Raw genomic sequence first — 16,027 nt, forward strand, 5'->3', positions numbered from 1 at the left:
AGTCAGATTGATACTCTGATTTGAAACGCAAGCCAGTGTTTCCCCCGAGGTCAGGAGCTACAAGCATGTTTGACAAGGACTATGATGTAACCTTTTCACTCAAACGGCTTTGGATATTCCTCGCCGTTGGCATGGTCCTCTCATTTGGTGTTCTGCTTTTTTTTGGCGCTGAAATTTACCGCTTGAAACCGCCGATCCCGGACATGGTGGTCTCGGACAATGGCGATATCATCTACACAAAGGATGACATCGAAGAAGGCCAGAATGTTTGGCAGTCTTTAGGTGGCATGCAGCAGGGCAGCGTCTGGGGGCATGGCAGCTATGTAGCGCCGGACTGGTCCACCGACTGGCTGCACCGTGAAGCACTGGCTCTTCTGGATGTTTACCACCGCGATCGAGTTGGTTCCGGTTACACCCCACCAAGCGATGAGCAACGGGCCTTCCTTCAGGTCCTCATAGAAGACGAAATGCGGCGCAACCGCTACAACTCTGCCAACGAAACCATCACAATTTCAGATGACAGGGCAATTGCCGTCAGACAGGTGGAAGATCACTTCACAAGGCTGTTTTCATCCTATGACAACATCGACGGGCAAAACCTTCGAGACGATTACGCCTTCCCTCCCAACATCCTGATCACACCCGATCAAGCTCAAAAACTCTCCGCCTTTTTCTTCTGGACCTCCTGGAGCTCCGTCACCAACCGGCCAGATGATACAATCTCCTACACCAGCAACTGGCCTCATGAACCACTGGTCGGCAATCAGCCCACCGGGGCCGCCTTCATCTGGACCATTGTCAGCATCCTTCTGCTGCTCGGCTGTGCAGGAGCCCTGTGTTTCTATTACGTGCGCCAGTATGACTTATGGCGCGAGCGCATTGTGCCGGAAGGTGGTGCAGCAACAAAGAACCCACTGGCAAATGCCAAACTGACACCATCTATGCGCGCGACAGCCAAATATTTCTGGGTGGTTGTAGCCTTGATGGTTGCTCAGGTGGCCCTGGGAATTCTCACCGCTCACTATGCCGTTGAAGGGCAGGATCTCTATGGCATCCCGCTGGCGGAGTTTATTCCTTATTCCATCTCACGCACCTGGCATACACAGCTGGCAGTGTTCTGGATCGCAACGGCCTGGCTGGGCACAGGCCTGTTCATGGCACCGTTACTTTCCGGCAAAGACCCAGCCTATCAGACGCTTGGCGTCAACTTCCTTTGGCTCTGTCTCATCATTATCGTCGTGGGCTCATTTGCTGGCGAATGGCTCGGGGTCAATCAGTTCTTCTCCCGCACGATGAACTTCTGGTTCGGTCATCAGGGCTACGAATATGTTGATCTAGGGCGCTTCTGGCAGATCTTCCTCTTCATCGGCCTGCTGCTCTGGACCGGTCTGGTCCTGCGTGCTCTCTATCCCGCGTTGAAGGGCGGTCATAATCGCAGTCTCATTGCTCTCACACTACTGTCCGCTGTTGCCATTGGTTTACTTTACGGCGCAGGCCTGCTTTGGGGCCAGAACACTCATATCAGCGTCATGGAATACTGGCGCTGGTGGGTGGTTCACTTGTGGGTTGAGGGCGTCTTTGAGGTGTTCGCGACAGCCATCATTGCACTCATTTTTGTGAATCTGCAACTGCTTCGCGCCTCAACCGCAGCTGTCGCCGTCATTTTCGCCACCATCATCTTTATGGCCGGCGGTGTGCTGGGCACATTCCACCACCTGTACTGGAGCGGTACTCCAATCGGTGTGCTGGCGCTTGGGGCAGTGTTCTCGGCGCTGGAGGTTGTTCCGCTATTGGTTATCGGCTTTGAGGCCTATCAGACCCACAAGCTGGAACAGAACACTCAATGGATCAACCACTACAAGTGGCCGCTTAACTTCTTCGCCTCGGTTCTGTTCTGGAATCTGGTTGGCGCTGGCTTGCTCGGCTTCTTCATCAATCCACCACTGGCGCTCTATTACATGCAAGGGCTCAATTCCACACCAGCCCACGGCCACGCCGCCATGTTTGGTGTGTATGGCCTGCTGGGTATTGGCCTCATGTTGTTCTGTCTACGTTCCCTCATTCCAGACAATCGCTGGAGTGACAAGTGGCTGCAGCAAGCGTTCTGGGGGCTCAATATCGGCCTTGCCATGATGCTTGGGCTCTCGCTGATCCCGCAGGGGATTTACCAGGCCTACATCAGCTTTACTGAGAGTTACTGGCTCGCTCGTGCACCAGAAACGATCCATGGCCCGGTCATGACTGCATTGGTCTGGGCCCGCGTGCCCGGAGACATTGTCTTTAGCTGGGGTATCTTTTCAATCGTCATGTTCATGTATCGCGCTTACTTTGGCCAACCAGTAAATGAAAAAGAACAGACGGCAAAGGCTTAAGGCCTCAAACGCACTCTGATGCTGAGCAAGTGCTTATAAAGCCATAAAAAACAGGCCTCGCCTCATTAGTCGGCGAGGCCTGAAAACGTAGCGGCACACACCGTTTGTGGCGGAGCAGCAACACATACTCTCATTCATGTGTATAGCCATGTGCATTGCGTAAAAGTGTATCTACAACTAGAAAGAGCTATATATACTGGCTACGATTTTTAGTTTTATTTCCGTAAGGTACATTTCTTAGTTGCTTAGATTTCCGCTGTTCCATCATGAACTGACGCGGGTTCTGCGCATTTCAGGTCCTTTGATGCTGGCCATGTCCGGTAGAACTCTGATGATGATCGTAGACCGACTGTGTCTCGCCGCCTATTCCGAACAGACCCTCACGGCCTCTGGCCCGGCGGTCTTCATGGGCATGTCCGCAATCTCCTTCTTCTCCGGCGTCACCCAGATTGGCCGATCAGTCATTGCAGAAGCTTATGCCCGCAGCGGAATAGAAGCGGCACACAAGATGGGCGGCAGACTGTTCGCCGTCGCAATCCTGTGCGTATTGGGTCTCATCCTCACGCTGCCTTTACTGATGAACCTGTCGCAATTCAGCTCCCGACCGGGCGAAATCATTGCACTGGAGAATATTTATCTCAGTTGGGCCATGCTGTTCGGGTCCATCATGATCCTTGATGGCGCAGCGAGTTGCTATTTTGGCGCTGTTGGAAACACACGCCTCATTTTCAAGGCCAGCATTGCAGGCCAGTTGGTGTCCATGCCCATGACCTATGTTCTGGTGTTCGGGCTCTATGGATTTCCCGAGCTTGGCATGGCGGGTTCCGCCATCGGCACGGTGCTTGGGTCCCTTGCGGTATTGATTGTCTACCTCACTCAAACACCTCGCGCTTTGCGGGTTGCAGCGTTGAATGAGGCGAAGGCGTTGATCAGTAAATCACGCCGGGCTTTTGAGGTGATTGCGCTCTTCAAACGCGGTGTTCCTCTGGGCGCACATGACAGTACGGATGAGATTGGCAACACCGCCATTATCTGGGCTGTGTCCATGGTGGGGGCCACCGCACTGGCGGCCAACAACTTCAACGTCATTCTCAATTATGTCGGCATCATTCCGGTGATCGGCATTGCCAATGGCGCGACGATCCTGTCTTCCCAAGCCATTGGCCGCAATCAGTTTGAGCGTATTCCCAAAATTGCCAGCGCCTCCCTGTTCGTGGCGTTTTCCTATGTGGCAGTCGTGACGGTGCTGTTGCAGAGCTTTGATCGGGAAATCACCTCTCTGTTCTCGCTTGGCAATTATGGGCAGGACATTTTCGAGCTGTCAGTCTCCGTCACCTCACACATCTGGTATTATGCGGTGGCTTTTGCTGTTTCCTTCATCGCCAGCGGTATGTTGCAGAGCTTTCACCAAAACACATATGTTTTCAAAACCCGCATCCTCACCATGTGGTTTGGCAGCGTCCCGGCCTCCTATCTGATTGCTTACAACTGGAGCATTGAGGAGGGTGCGCTTCAACTCATCTGGATCTCCCTGAGCACATTCGAGCTGGGGCTCGGCCTGCTGTTCACAGTCAAGATCTTTTCTTGCCTGAAAGAGCACAACCTGCCCGAGCCTGCTTGGGAGACAGAAATTGAGAGAACCGAAGTGACTTGAGTTGCAGATCTACGCGATCAGAGTCTCCACATAATCTGCGACGTCTCTGGCATCCACAGAGGCCTCGCGGACAAGCCAGTCGAAATGATCAGTGAGCGAGCTGACCCTTTCCGCTTCACGAAATGCCAGATAGCACTGCCCCACATAGACCACCGCCAGATTTGGTCCGAAGATGGTGATCGGCGCGCTGAAGACTTTGTGCGCATCAAAGAGAAACAGGCGTAAGCGAGGGAACATTTGGCGGCAGGTATCTGCCACAAATTTCAGCTGCTCAACCCGCGTTTCCTTATTCAGATGGGCATAATAGCCAATGCCTTGCGCGCAGGCTTGTATCTCATGAAGCGGGATGGCGATTTCATAATCAGACTGACGCGAGCGCAGCCAGTCCAGCTGTCCGCTGATAGACCCAACCACCTCTTCAGGGTCCAACCCGCGAAACGAGGCATACTCCCATGCCAGCATACGGTCTGTCTTTAAAATGTCAGGCAGTGTGGCTGGCACATGGCGCACTTTCAGTCCGGTTGCTTCCTTGTGCCAGTTGAGGATTTGCTCATCAACGGAGGATCGCTCCGCCGGGCTCAGGGCCATTGCAGCTGCAATGATATCACCCGGACGCTCTGGCCTGTTGGTGAGCCCTAGCAACCAATCCGCACTCACCCTGAGCGAGGCTGCCAGATCGGCCAGCAACTGGCTGTTGGGCAACCGCGGGTTTTCATTGTTCAGTAACTGACCAACGGTAGAGCGATCAACACCCGCATTGCGAGCCAGTTGGCTGCGTGTCACATCGGCCTCTGCCATCGCTTCAAACAGCCTGTTTCGAAACAAAGTCGCTCTGTCGCGCTTGTCCATCAAAATCACCATTGCAGATTATAATCAACAAAATGAATTTATTGCAGCTAATTTACCAAATGTCCAATCTGCATTTTCTCCGGTAGCAACGAGAGTAGGAATTACATTCTTACCTGGACATCTTATATGGACACTGCATCACGCATTTTTACAAAATCAGTTACCTGGCAAGTCATGGGGCTTTTCTCTATGACGTTGATCGGATTTGTTTTTACGGGCTCCGTCACGCTCGGCGGCGGCATTGCTATCGTCAGCTCCATCCTCGGCTTCATCTTCTACTTCCTGCATGAGATGGTTTGGTCCAACATCCAGTGGGGCCGCAAAATCACCGAGACAAACGCACAGCAGGATACTCGGAACTGACTTCACTGAGCTGTCCTCACAGCTCTCCTCTTTCTCTCAGCACGTCAAAGACTTCCCTATACTCAGGAAATGCAAGGTCAGGCAGGCTGACAGCTTCCTCAAAACCCATCCACCGCAGTTCGGTATGCTCATCACCAAGGTTCTCTGTCTCACCCTGCCATTGGGCTACAGTGAACAGGTGAAAGACAATTGCGTCTTGCGGATCGTCAGCTTGTGTTCTGAATTCGGTGATTTTCGCAAAGGCTTCTGCCTGAATGCCAGTTTCCTCTTTCAGTTCACGTAAAAGAGCCACCTCCAGTTTCTCCCCGGCTTCAACATGTCCGCCGGGGAAACTCCAGACATTCGGGGAATTCTGCCGTGCTGGCGACCGGAAGCCCATGAGAACACATTTGCTCTGCAGCAGCAGCCCATTCACAATATCAGTCATTATCGGATTTCCCCCAAGGCGAATCTGAGCCACGAAGTGCCAGTTTAAAGAGGCACTCCGTGGTTGTTCAAATCAGATTTCCTTAAAGCGTGCCCCTTTAAAGCAACGCACAGGATTTCCCCGTTCCAGTTCGTGATGGAGTTGTCGCTGTGATCTCCGCAGGCGGTCCTCCTCTGTCACAGAAAGACCCGCAAGTTTTTCCTGCAAGCGCTGCACAGCGAGTTGCTTGTTGCGGTGTTGTGAGCGTTCATCCCGAGCCACGACAGTGAGACCAGTCGGCACGTGGGTCGCACGCACCGCGCTTTCGGTCTTGTTTTGATGTTGGCCACCCGGCCCACCAACACGCAACGTCTCAAACCGAAGCTCATCTGGTTTCAGCTCACCGCGTTCCTCTGAGAGGGGCGGCAACTCGAACACACCGATGAACCAGTTCTGCCGCTTGTGGTTGGGGCGAAACGGGCTCTGGCATGTCCACTTGATTGTGCCATGCCATGACTTGGCGAAGGCCTCGTAGCCGCTGCCTGAGAGCGTGACTTCAACAGACGCTACATCAGCAGACAAACCGGAAGTCTCAGGATCACACACCATGGAAAGCCCAAGCTTTTTCGCCGCTTTTTCCATGGCACCAAGTGTATGCCGAATGGCGAGCCTGCATTCCGCAGGTCCGTCACCGGATGTTACCAGCAAGCGCAAAGATGCATTCTTTGTCATCGTTTGACCCTCCGCTCATCCGCACCACGTGCCGTCTTGAACGTGACGACAGGTGTCATCACTCCAACACACGTGGCAAGCTGTGCTTCAACTAGTTGGCTCAGAACATCCTCAGAGTTTTTGTAGGCCTGCGGAGCTTCTTCCACGAGGAGCTGTTTATCCTCACAGACAACGCGCCCGCCATAAGACGTGCGCGCTAAAGCATTGCGAACAGACTTCTGCTTTGCGATACGCCCATGCATGGACGCGCGGTCATATTTGCGCCCTGCTCCATGTGCCAGTGAGGACAGTGCCTCTGGATTGTTGCCGGTTGGTTTCAGCAAAAAGCTCTTTGCATCGCGAGAGCCTGCCAGCGGGACCAGATCCACATCGGCTTTGGCTGCTCCTTTGCGGTGAAGAAACGCATCATCATAACGCTCAATGAGGTTATGGCTGCTGTCTACCACCAACTCCGCATCGCAGCGCAGAGCAGCTGCTGCCCGCTCTGCGATCACTTTGCGGTTCAGACTCGCCCATCGCACAGCAAGGTCATGCCACTTGAGATAAGCGTGAGTGCGTTCGTCCCCAGCTGGCATCCCTTCCGGGCCAAGCGCTGCATATTCTTCAAAGATGCTGGCTCCCAAGGAGCGGGAACCGGAATGCACGAAGAGCAGTACGTCGCCTTTTGCAATACCAGCTCTCGAGGCAAGATCCGGATCCGGCGTCTCAGCCAGAACCTGCACCTCGCAGAAATGATTGCCGCCACCGATTGTGCCGATGGCATGGGGAGACAAGTCCTCTGGCAAACCAGCAGAACGCAGATACGCCTGCCCCTCTTCCAGATCAGAATAATCCTGAAGCATACGCAAACGATCCGCCAGTTTCTGCGGTTTTAGTTTGTGAGCACTGAGCGAGGTGCGGAACACGGTCATGCCGCAGCCGATGTCATTACCGATCATGTGCGGATGCACGCGGTCAGACAGGATAGCGACACCGACCGGACCGGGGTGAAGGTCAGGAAACGCGGCGATCTGTTTGACGGCTTCAAGCTCAGCGAGTTTGTTAAGTTGGACTTCTGCATCCCCAAGGATCCAGGCGGAAGTCCCATAGAATTTATGGATTGGCGCAGGCGCACTGGCAGCGCGGGTCGCGCAATCCAAGCGTAAATTGCCCATAAGAATGGCCTATAGTTCTTGAAAGTATCTCCGAGCAATGGCTCGAAAGAAGATCCTAAAGGCCGCTAGCGCTGGCTCTGAGAAGGATCAGTGCCCTTTTAAGGGCGAAACGCGGAAAGACATGGTTCGCTCCAAACTGTGCTGCGCACCAATTGCTGCAGCTGAGGGCTGGGGAAATAGCAGAGGGAAGCCGCAACGTCAATGTGGCTATCCTCGTCAATCCGAGCACCGTGGCTGGACAACCACATCAGTACGTCTAGGGTACTTTACAAACAGGGGGGACTGTCATGCGGGTTTTGGTTGTTGGAGGCACCGGTTTTCTAGGCGGCGCGATAACGGATGCGCTTGTCAGTGCAGGCCATCAGGTTGCTGTGCTGGTGCGAGGTAGTACCAAACGATCGTTACCAGAGGGCGTTGAAGCAATCACAGCTGATCGGTACGGTGATCTTAGCGTTTTGAAACACCACACGTTTGACTGGGTCTTTGACACCTGCGCCTTCTCACCTGATGCCGTGCGCAACTTGCTTGGTGCGCTTGGAGACCAACTGCAACGCTATGTGTTCATCTCCTCAATTTCAGCCTACGGCACATTTGCAAAACCGCATCTGAATGAACAAGACCCTGTGCCCGCTGCGACTGAGGGTGATCTGGCTGTTGCTCAAGGCCTTTCACCTGCCGAGCGTAGTTCAGCGGCTTCTTACGGGGCGTCTTATGGTGCCCTCAAACGGGCAAGTGAGCTTGCTGCGGAAGATGTTCTTGGTGAGCGAGCAACCTCCTTGCGCGTGGGTCTGCTGGTTGGCGCTGGCGACTATACAGATCGGCTGACCTGGTGGGTCCGCCGTATTGACCAGGCCACACCGCAAGCCCCTGCGGTCCCAGCCCCTGCTCCGGTCTCAAGACAAGTGCAGATGATTGACGTGCGGGATGTGGCTGATTTCGCTCTGGCCTGTGCGCAGACCAAACGCGGAGGCATCTGGAATGTCACCAGCCCTCCGTTTCAACTCGGTGATCTTCTACAGGCAATTATATCAGAAGCGAACTCCCCTGCTCGCCTGCATTGGGTGGAGGAAGAGCATATCGTTGATGCAGGCATTCAGCCGTGGACCGACCTGCCCGTCATGATGCCCTCCCTTCCAGACTATGCACACTTCATGAACGTGGACACCACCCGTGCAGAGGCAGCCGGTTTAACCTGTCGCCCACTGAACGAAACGCTCAGTCCGTTGCTGGCGTGGGACCGTACCCGGCGCGATACAGCTCTCAAATGCGGTTTGACAGCTGATCAGGAAGCAGCTCTGCTCAAGCAACACACCACAAGCTGAGCGTCTACGCCTTGGCAGCAGCACCGAGCGCTTTGCGGTACATGGGCACCAACATGGTTTTTGCCTTTGCCATGCGTGTGAACCAGCTGGCTTTTACTGTACCGATTGGTGGCACATCGGAAACACCGGTTTGACTGCCAAGGGTGACGACCATCATGTTATCGTTGGTTTTCGGCTTGTAGCTCTTCAGCTTGGCCTGCGGGTTCTTCAAAATTTGCAACACGTTATGGGTCACAGTTTTCACATGACCGCGCACATACAGTGCCTTCTTCACTTCATCAATCCCAGCGATGTCACCCAGCACAAAGACGCTGCTTTTGCCTTTCATCTGGAACGTGTCTTCAACCGCAATATAGCCGCGTGTATCAAGCAGATGAGCAAAATCCTGTTGCATGTAATCCGTATTCGGCTTGCCGCCTACACACCAGATGATCAGGTCGTAATCTACGACCTCGCCGCTAGAGAGCTTGGCTTGCCCGGCTTCAGCCTTCAGTGAGCTGGATGGCGCAGGTGAAAGCACGCGTTCGCCCAGCATAAACCTCACCCCGCGCTGCTGCAGCACTTTCACGGCATGGTTTGCCGTCTTGCGGGAAGTGCCTTTGAGGATTTCACCGCTGGATTCCACCAAGACAACAGATTTTTGCGGGAACCGCTCGGTAATCTCACCTGCCATCTCAACGCCAACAGGGCCACCGCCAACAAGCAAGATTTTCTGCGCAGACTCAATCGCACTATGGGTCGACTTGAACGCGGCGTGTCGCTCCTTCGTTGAGCCAGAAGTCGGGCGGATCAGCTCTGAGGGAAACCGGCTACCTGTTGCCAGAATGGAGATATCAGCCTCCAACATATGCTCAGCACCATCAACACCGATGACGTGCCCGACTTCACCAGTAAACCGCTCCAGCTTGCCGTGAATGAAGTCCACGCCCTTCAAAAACGAATGAAATGGCATAACCGCCTGGTGCACATAGTCTGGCTGCACCGCTACACGGGGCATGGCCATTGGCACCTCAAAATAATCAAGCGAGCTGACAAGCTTCACATTGGCATGCTTTGAAAGCTGGGTTGCAAGGGTCGCTCCGGCGATTCCACCGCCATAAATCACAACTGACTTGGACATGTCTTTACTCCGTTCTGTTGCGCCTTATATACTACAATGATTTAATAGTTCAATATTATAAATATTACTTTTTTAAAGCAAACCTGATATGACGCCACCTGCAGATTTGAGGACGTGAATGAAATGAAAGACTTACCGGCAAGCATGCTTGTGCTTTTCCAGTTTCAGGAAATTTTGGGACGTATCCATAAATCCTACTCGGAATACGCTGATAAGCTCACACCGACAGAAACCAATATGCTGCTGCATCTGGGCGAACCGGTGCGCATGGGCAAACTTGCAGACCTGTTGTTCTGCCTGCCCTCCAACGTGACTGTGCTGGTTGATAAGTTCGAGAAACTCGGTTTGCTGCAGCGTCAACGTTCCGCAGAAGACCGTCGCGCAATCGAGGTCGCACTGACCAGCAAAGGTCAGGCGCTCCGCACGCAGACCATCAAACACATTTCAAAAGTCATTGAAGAGCAATCCGGTCTTGAGCAGGAAGATTTTGAGAAGATCTTCGACGTGCTGAAGCAGAAGTCCATGATTGACGGTTCCTGTGGAGCCTGCCCTTCAGGGGAGAGTTAAGGTTTACCCCGCCATCTCGTCCGCTTCACAAAACCATTCTAACTGCGTCTCCTGAATGCCCAAGGTTGGGCCAATAAGAACAGGAGAACCACATGAAGCTTTCACAAATGATTCTGGGCGCGTTTCTCGCCTCAACAATGGTAGTTTCTGGCGCGCAAGCGGCGGTCTACATTGGAGACAAACTAGCGACGGCGGAGCAACTGGCTTCTAAATCCTCCGACAGCGATAAAACCACGATCGCAGAAACGCTTTCCAATTCCGTTCAAGAGTCTATCACGAACGGCTACAACTCCATCGGCAACACAGACCTGGAGATCACCAAGGGCTGGCACAAAGGCGGCAACTTGCCATTCGACAGTACGTTTGAGCACGTCACGGTCCAAGTCTACAAAAATAATGAGTATGTTAAAACCTGCCATGCCTACTCTTTTCAAACTAAACTGGATGGTCCGTATCAGGCCAGTTGCGTAAAACCAAAGTAAGTTATCCATCTGACAGCGTGTCTCTATTCCTGCTGAGGTTTAGGGGCACGTCCCACAAGAATTACATCAATCAATACTTTTACCAGTTGATCAAAAAACTTAGTTTTGAAGATTTATTCGCACTTGATAAATATTTTCACTCTAATACTTTTGCGAAAATCTAGTAAAATTTGCTCTGTCCTACTTGCGCAATACATATTTTCAGGTTAGTTAGCCGACTTTAGCAGAACAATCTCATCAGGCTGTATTCAGCCTCGCAGTGCATGTAGTGCAACTACCGGCAAACGGTAATGTTATTTCTACTTCTTGCTGTGAGCGCTGCTTTTGCACGCGCATACTTGCGCCCTGCTAAGATTTACTGTCTCAAAAAAGTTAATATACATCAGGATCTAGAACATGGCACAAACCCAAGTTATGGATGAGACTTCACGCGGCCAATCCCGCCTCATGGAGCCAGCCATCCTTCCCGTCTGGCTTAATCAACGTGCCATCTCCAACCGTGGTTACATTGGACTTTGGATCTCGATGGCAGTGATCATCGCAACCTTCCAGCTGGGTGCTGGCGGTGTGGCGGGTCTCCCTCTCCCAATCGTTATCGCAACAATCTTCTTCGCCAACCTGCTGCTTGGCATCGTCATGGCGATGACCGCCGACATCGGCACCGAGCACGGCATTTCCTTTGCAGTTTACCTCCGCGCCCCGTTTGGCACTGTGGGCACGCACATTCCCTCCATCACACGTGGTGTAGTCGCGGCCATCTGGTTCGGCATTCAAACCTACCTTGGCGCTCTGGCGCTAAACGGCATCTTCTCTTACCTCACCGGGTTCGATAACTGGGTGGTCTGGTACATCGGGTTTGCCGTTCTGCAGGTGGCCAACACCGCCATGGGCATTCGCGCTGTTGAGCGTCTTGCGAAAATCGCCGCTCCAGCTATCATGGCAATCTCTGTTTGGATGTACTTCACACTCGACAACCTTGCCACAGCAAGCGGAAAAGACATCTGGTCCTTTGCTGGTGATGCAGAAATCTCCATCGTTGCCCTCTTCGTTGCCAACATGGCCTTCTGGTCCTCGCTGGCGGTGGACATTCCAAACATCACCCGCTTCCTGCATGTGGAAGCTGGCACCAAGAGCTTCTTCAAGCGCAACAAGAATGTGTTTCTGGCGCAGTTCGTCGCCCTGCCAGTCGTACAGAGCTGGATCGCGCTGATCGGTGCGGTGTCCTTCATCGCAGCTGGTGACTGGAACCCGATCACCGTTATTCAGGGTCAGGGCACTGGCATCACGCTGGTGGTTCTGCTGGTCATGGTGGTGCTGGCGCAGTGGTCCACCAACACAAGCGCCAACCTCATCCCGGCAGCACTGACCTTCGTGAACGCCGGTGCTCCATGGATCACTTACGCCATGGGTCTGGTTCTGGCGGCCATTGTGGGCACGCTGGCGATGCCTTGGCTGATCCTTGATCACCTCTTCACATACCTTGGCCTTTACGGCGCCATGCTGGCAGCGCTGGGTGGCATCATGATCTGCGATTACTTCGTGATCCGCAAACGTCGCCTCAATGTACCTGAGCTTTATGAGGAAGACGGCCAGTTCAAGTACATCGCGGGCTGCAACCCGGCAGGTCTGATTGCATGGGCTGTGGGCGGTGCATTGGCGATCTACGTGATCGACCTCTCCTACTTCGTTGGTTTCTTCTCCGCCTTTGCGCTCTACTGGGTGCTGATGAAACTCTGGATCCTGCCAAAGTTCAAGCAGGATGAACTGGTGCATGCAGATGATGAGAAGTATCTGGCAACCAGCGTCAACCGCAACTGGGTGTATCTGGATGGTCAGGGCATGGTGAAAATGGATTGCGCCAGCATTCCGGACCACGCACTTTCTCGCGAAGATCTTTAGACGCTGCTGAAGCTTGCAATTGAGAACCCCTTGCGCCAGCCCGCGTGAGGGGTTTTCTCTTTTGAGATTACCCGTTAATGTTCAGGGGTCATTTTCAAAAGTGCATGTTTTATGAATACACCCACACAGCTTGCTACCCCACCCGTTTCCCTTCATGAAATCTGTGAGGCTGATGCGCTCGAAGTCCTGGAGTTTGAGAGTAGCAACAGCACTTTCTTTGAAAAGTGGGTACCCGCCCGCGGGCCTGAGCACTTTGAGGAAATGTCACTCCGACAGGTTATCAAAGACCTGATGGCTGATCCTGACCGGTTTTATCTGGTCCGCTCTGGCAATGGCGAGCTGGTGGGCCGCATCAACCTGCGCAGATTGGACAAAGAGCCTCTGGACACTGTTGAGCTGGGCTACAGAGTTGGCGAAAACCATCTGGGCAAAGGCTATGCCAAAGCCGCTGTTCTTACCGTTGTGGAGCAAATGCGGGCTGATGGCGCGATGAAGCATCTGGAGGCCTTTGCAGCAGACAACAACCCAGCCTCCTCCAACGTACTATTGGCCTGTGGCTTCCGCTGGGACAAAACGGGCACCAAGACCGTGCAGCTGAACGGCAACCCATTGACGTTGCACCGCTTTGCTCTGGCGCTCTGAGATTGGACTTATCCAGCCCGTAGTATCTCTGACCCGCGCAATTACAGACGATCTGAGCGCCAATCACGCCTACACTCCTCTTCCAATAAGAAAGAAAACGGAAGATGGATCCACTCGTCATACAGGGTTTTGGGCTGGCGGCCTATGCTGTCAACATAGTTGGCTTTTCCACCAAGCATGATCAACTGTTTCGCAGCCTGCTTTTTGTCAGCTGCTCCCTGTTCTGCATCCATTATGTGCTGATGGGCGCTTATGTTGCAGGGGCAAACCTTGGCATCAATGGTGTGCGATCCTTCGTTTCTCTGCGTTTTAAGGGCTACATATGGTTTGGCATCTTTGCCGTCATCCAAACCATAATGAGTGTGATGGTGTATGAAGGGCTCATCGACCTGTTACCGTGGTCCGCCTCTCTCATGAGCGGCTTTGCGCTGTTTTGCCTGAGTGGAATTCAGATGCGCTTCGCCATGCTCATCTGTGCTCTTACATGGATGGTCAACGCCCTGATCGTTGGCTCCTGGGGCGGATCTCTGAACGATATCACCAACGCCACCCTGCTTGCTTTCACGATTTACCGTATGAAAACCGCAAATGAACGGGAGGCCCAAACCGCTTCCCTCTGACATTCCATAGCACTCAATCTCACCCCACCAAAACAACCCCAAAAAACGCCGGATTTTCAGCGGCTTGGTCAAGGCCTATAAAGTTGATGATACATTATCTGGCAACAATGAAAGCAGGGTTGGAGAGCCGATGCCCGTTTACCTGACCGGCCTTGCGACAGCGGTGCCGCCCTATGAATTGCCCCAGACGTTGGTGTTGGACTACGCCCGCCGGATCCTCGGGCCAAAGTTCGCGCAGTTTGAGCGCATGGCTGGTACCTTCCTGTCCGCTGGCGTGAAGAGACGTTATTCCTTCGCCCCGTTGGAGTGGTTTCTGGAACCGCAAGACTGGAAAACCCGAAATGAAACCTATCTGCGCGGTGCAACGGATCTGTTTATTGTTGCCGCCCGCAAAGCGTTGATTAAAGCAGGTCTGCGCGCAGATGAAATCGACTGCGTGGTGACGGTGTCCTCAACCGGCATTGCAACACCAACACTGGAAGCTCAGGCCTGGAAACAGATGGGCTTTCGCACTGACATCCTGCGTGTGCCCGTGTTTGGCCTTGGTTGTGCAGGCGGCGTCTCCGGCCTTTCCATCGCCCAGCAACTGGCGCAGGCGAAACCGGGCAGCAACGTGCTCGTGGTCGCGTTGGAGGGCTGCACGCTTTCCTTCCGCAGTGACCGGCTCACGAAAGCGGATATCATCGCCACGGTTCTGTTTGGCGACGGTGCAGCTGCTGCCTGCCTGTCCACCAGCAAGCCCGAGAGTTCAAAACAGTTGTTTGTACTGGGCACGGGTCATCAGGAGATGTGGCCGGACACACTCAACATTATGGGTTGGAATGTGGAAGAACACGGCCTTGGCGTGGTGTTTGACCGTTCTATTCCCGATTTTGCAACCGAGCATTTCCGTGATGTCACCGAGCGCAGTTTGAATGCACTCACCATGGACATGGATGGTGTTGATCGTTTCGTTTGCCATCCGGGCGGCGCGAAAGTGGTTCAGGCGCTGGAAGGTGCGCTGGATCTGCCTGCCAACACACTGGATGTAGAGCGTGAAATCCTACAGGAATTCGGCAACATGTCCGCTCCAACCGCCCTGTTTGTGCTGGAGCGGGTTCTGGAGCGCTCCCCACAGGGCAACATGGTCCTGTGCGCGCTTGGGCCCGGCTTCACAGCTTCTTTCCAGCCAGTGTCCGTTGTTGCCAATGAGGCAAGTGGGCGCTGGGAGACCACCGGTTTCCAAAGACCAGAGGGGGTGATCAATGCCTGAGGCGTCCCTGCCTGCCGTAATCTTTCTGGCATTCATCGTCATTCAGCGTCTGTCTGAGCTCGTCATTGCCCGCAGCAACACAAGACGCTTGCTGGCTGATGGAGCCTATGAGGTTGGCGCCTCGCATTATCCACTGATCGTCAGCGTGCATGTGGCATGGATCATCGCACTCGTTGTGCTGGGCTACGACAAACCAGTCTCCATGCCGTGGTTGCTGGTCTTTGTGGTGCTGCAAGTGTTCCGCCTCTGGATATTGCTGAGCATGGGTCGCCGCTGGACCACCCGCATTATTGTGGCCAAAACTCCACTGGTGACGAAGGGACCGTTTGCGTTTGTGCGTCATCCCAACTACTTGCTGGTGGCTCTGGAGATCTTCACCGCCCCTATGGTCCTCGGCCTGTTTCCAATCGCCTTCCTGTTCTCAGGCTTTAACGGCGCTCTTCTTGCCCTGCGAATTCGCGTGGAAGATGAGGCCCTTACGGAGTTGCGATAGAAAAGACCTTTGCACAATATGAAGTTATCGGCTTGAACCTGACAGAAGATAGTGATATATCACTGTTAAATTTAAGCTGAGGGCTGCACAACAAGACTGC

16 protein-coding genes are annotated in these 16,027 nt (G+C 53.6%); 11 read left to right on the forward strand and 5 right to left on the reverse strand.

The window, feature by feature from the left end:
• Window positions 1-65 precede the first annotated feature (65 nt).
• Both DHN43_RS18720 and DHN43_RS18725 read left to right on the forward strand, forming a co-directional pair.
• A complete protein-coding gene (locus tag DHN43_RS18720; protein ID WP_108819636.1) occupies window positions 66-2,372 on the forward strand; it encodes a nitric-oxide reductase large subunit in 2,307 nt (768 codons plus the stop codon).
• A gap of 241 nt (window positions 2,373-2,613) precedes the next feature.
• On the forward strand, window positions 2,614-4,026 hold the full coding sequence (locus tag DHN43_RS18725; protein WP_108819637.1) for an MATE family efflux transporter: 1,413 nt from the start codon (window positions 2,614-2,616) through the stop codon (window positions 4,024-4,026).
• 9 nt (window positions 4,027-4,035) lie between these two features.
• Here DHN43_RS18725 and DHN43_RS18730 read toward each other — a convergent pair whose 3' ends face one another.
• Window positions 4,036-4,875, reverse strand: coding sequence for a helix-turn-helix domain-containing protein (locus DHN43_RS18730; protein WP_063287741.1), 840 nt, complete (start codon window positions 4,873-4,875; stop codon window positions 4,036-4,038).
• Between the two features lie 126 nt (window positions 4,876-5,001).
• Between DHN43_RS18730 and DHN43_RS18735 the strand changes: the two genes are divergently transcribed.
• Window positions 5,002-5,238 carry a DUF2061 domain-containing protein gene (locus tag DHN43_RS18735; RefSeq protein ID WP_108819638.1) on the forward strand — a complete coding sequence of 79 codons (237 nt, stop codon included), beginning with the start codon at window positions 5,002-5,004 and terminating at the stop codon, window positions 5,236-5,238.
• Window positions 5,239-5,254: 16 nt separating this feature from the next.
• Here DHN43_RS18735 and DHN43_RS18740 read toward each other — a convergent pair whose 3' ends face one another.
• The 3 genes from DHN43_RS18740 to DHN43_RS18750 all read right to left on the reverse strand — a co-directional run bounded on the left by DHN43_RS18740 (window position 5,255) and on the right by DHN43_RS18750 (window position 7,530).
• Entirely contained in the window at window positions 5,255-5,665 is a 411-nt protein-coding gene (locus DHN43_RS18740) for an NUDIX hydrolase (protein WP_108819639.1), read from the reverse strand.
• 72 nt (window positions 5,666-5,737) lie between these two features.
• Window positions 5,738-6,376, reverse strand: a complete 639-nt coding sequence (gene prfH / locus DHN43_RS18745; protein ID WP_108819640.1) for a peptide chain release factor H — start codon at window positions 6,374-6,376, stop codon at window positions 5,738-5,740.
• Complete coding sequence (locus DHN43_RS18750; RefSeq protein ID WP_108819641.1) at window positions 6,373-7,530, reverse strand: RNA ligase RtcB family protein; 1,158 nt, start codon at window positions 7,528-7,530, stop codon at window positions 6,373-6,375. The genes prfH and DHN43_RS18750 overlap by 4 nt, the downstream gene beginning before the upstream one ends.
• Window positions 7,531-7,817: 287 nt before the next feature.
• Between DHN43_RS18750 and DHN43_RS18755 the strand changes: the two genes are divergently transcribed.
• Complete coding sequence (locus DHN43_RS18755; protein ID WP_108819642.1) at window positions 7,818-8,852, forward strand: NAD-dependent epimerase/dehydratase family protein; 1,035 nt, start codon at window positions 7,818-7,820, stop codon at window positions 8,850-8,852.
• Window positions 8,853-8,856: 4 nt separating this feature from the next.
• Here the strand turns inward: DHN43_RS18755 and DHN43_RS18760 are convergent, their stop codons facing one another.
• Window positions 8,857-9,972: an NAD(P)/FAD-dependent oxidoreductase gene (locus tag DHN43_RS18760; RefSeq protein WP_108819643.1), complete on the reverse strand. Its 1,116-nt coding sequence runs from the start codon at window positions 9,970-9,972 to the stop codon at window positions 8,857-8,859.
• Window positions 9,973-10,095: 123 nt separating this feature from the next.
• Here DHN43_RS18760 and DHN43_RS18765 point away from each other — a divergent pair, with 123 nt between their 5' ends.
• From DHN43_RS18765 to DHN43_RS18795, 7 genes are all read left to right on the forward strand, one after another.
• On the forward strand, window positions 10,096-10,539 hold the full coding sequence (locus DHN43_RS18765; RefSeq protein ID WP_108819644.1) for a MarR family winged helix-turn-helix transcriptional regulator: 444 nt from the start codon (window positions 10,096-10,098) through the stop codon (window positions 10,537-10,539).
• A 92-nt stretch (window positions 10,540-10,631) separates the two neighbouring features.
• Window positions 10,632-11,021, forward strand: a complete 390-nt coding sequence (locus DHN43_RS18770) for a hypothetical protein (protein ID WP_108819645.1) — start codon at window positions 10,632-10,634, stop codon at window positions 11,019-11,021.
• Between the two features lie 396 nt (window positions 11,022-11,417).
• On the forward strand, window positions 11,418-12,920 hold the full coding sequence (locus DHN43_RS18775) for an NCS1 family transporter (protein ID WP_082596461.1): 1,503 nt from the start codon (window positions 11,418-11,420) through the stop codon (window positions 12,918-12,920).
• Between the two features lie 111 nt (window positions 12,921-13,031).
• Entirely contained in the window at window positions 13,032-13,562 is a 531-nt protein-coding gene (locus DHN43_RS18780) for a GNAT family N-acetyltransferase (RefSeq protein ID WP_108819646.1), read from the forward strand.
• 104 nt (window positions 13,563-13,666) lie between these two features.
• Window positions 13,667-14,182: a YgjV family protein gene (locus DHN43_RS18785; RefSeq protein ID WP_108819647.1), complete on the forward strand. Its 516-nt coding sequence runs from the start codon at window positions 13,667-13,669 to the stop codon at window positions 14,180-14,182.
• Between the two features lie 130 nt (window positions 14,183-14,312).
• Window positions 14,313-15,434 (forward strand): type III polyketide synthase, encoded by a 1,122-nt coding sequence (locus tag DHN43_RS18790; RefSeq protein WP_108819648.1) that lies wholly within the window; start codon window positions 14,313-14,315, stop codon window positions 15,432-15,434.
• A complete protein-coding gene (locus DHN43_RS18795; protein ID WP_057461081.1) occupies window positions 15,427-15,927 on the forward strand; it encodes an isoprenylcysteine carboxyl methyltransferase family protein in 501 nt (166 codons plus the stop codon). Before DHN43_RS18790 ends, DHN43_RS18795 begins: the two co-directional genes overlap by 8 nt.
• Window positions 15,928-16,027: the final 100 nt, after the last annotated feature.

Origin of the sequence: Pseudovibrio sp. Alg231-02 (assembly GCF_900143565.1) — a bacterium.
Lineage (GTDB): Bacteria > Pseudomonadota > Alphaproteobacteria > Rhizobiales > Stappiaceae > Pseudovibrio.

What these genes read in the sequence shown, in the direction of transcription:
- DHN43_RS18720 (WP_108819636.1), top strand. Translation starts at nt 66, where the DNA reads ATGTTTGACAAGGACTATGATGTAACCTTTTCACTCAAACGGCTTTGG.
- DHN43_RS18730 (WP_063287741.1), bottom strand. Translation starts at nt 4,875, where the DNA reads ATGGACAAGCGCGACAGAGCGACTTTGTTTCGAAACAGGCTGTTTGAA.
- DHN43_RS18735 (WP_108819638.1), top strand. Translation starts at nt 5,002, where the DNA reads ATGGACACTGCATCACGCATTTTTACAAAATCAGTTACCTGGCAAGTC.
- DHN43_RS18740 (WP_108819639.1), bottom strand. Translation starts at nt 5,665, where the DNA reads ATGACTGATATTGTGAATGGGCTGCTGCTGCAGAGCAAATGTGTTCTC.
- prfH (WP_108819640.1), bottom strand. Translation starts at nt 6,376, where the DNA reads ATGACAAAGAATGCATCTTTGCGCTTGCTGGTAACATCCGGTGACGGA.
- DHN43_RS18750 (WP_108819641.1), bottom strand. Translation starts at nt 7,530, where the DNA reads ATGGGCAATTTACGCTTGGATTGCGCGACCCGCGCTGCCAGTGCGCCT.
- DHN43_RS18755 (WP_108819642.1), top strand. Translation starts at nt 7,818, where the DNA reads ATGCGGGTTTTGGTTGTTGGAGGCACCGGTTTTCTAGGCGGCGCGATA.
- DHN43_RS18760 (WP_108819643.1), bottom strand. Translation starts at nt 9,972, where the DNA reads ATGTCCAAGTCAGTTGTGATTTATGGCGGTGGAATCGCCGGAGCGACC.
- DHN43_RS18765 (WP_108819644.1), top strand. Translation starts at nt 10,096, where the DNA reads ATGAAAGACTTACCGGCAAGCATGCTTGTGCTTTTCCAGTTTCAGGAA.
- DHN43_RS18770 (WP_108819645.1), top strand. Translation starts at nt 10,632, where the DNA reads ATGAAGCTTTCACAAATGATTCTGGGCGCGTTTCTCGCCTCAACAATG.
- DHN43_RS18775 (WP_082596461.1), top strand. Translation starts at nt 11,418, where the DNA reads ATGGCACAAACCCAAGTTATGGATGAGACTTCACGCGGCCAATCCCGC.
- DHN43_RS18780 (WP_108819646.1), top strand. Translation starts at nt 13,032, where the DNA reads ATGAATACACCCACACAGCTTGCTACCCCACCCGTTTCCCTTCATGAA.
- DHN43_RS18785 (WP_108819647.1), top strand. Translation starts at nt 13,667, where the DNA reads ATGGATCCACTCGTCATACAGGGTTTTGGGCTGGCGGCCTATGCTGTC.
- DHN43_RS18790 (WP_108819648.1), top strand. Translation starts at nt 14,313, where the DNA reads ATGCCCGTTTACCTGACCGGCCTTGCGACAGCGGTGCCGCCCTATGAA.
- DHN43_RS18795 (WP_057461081.1), top strand. Translation starts at nt 15,427, where the DNA reads ATGCCTGAGGCGTCCCTGCCTGCCGTAATCTTTCTGGCATTCATCGTC.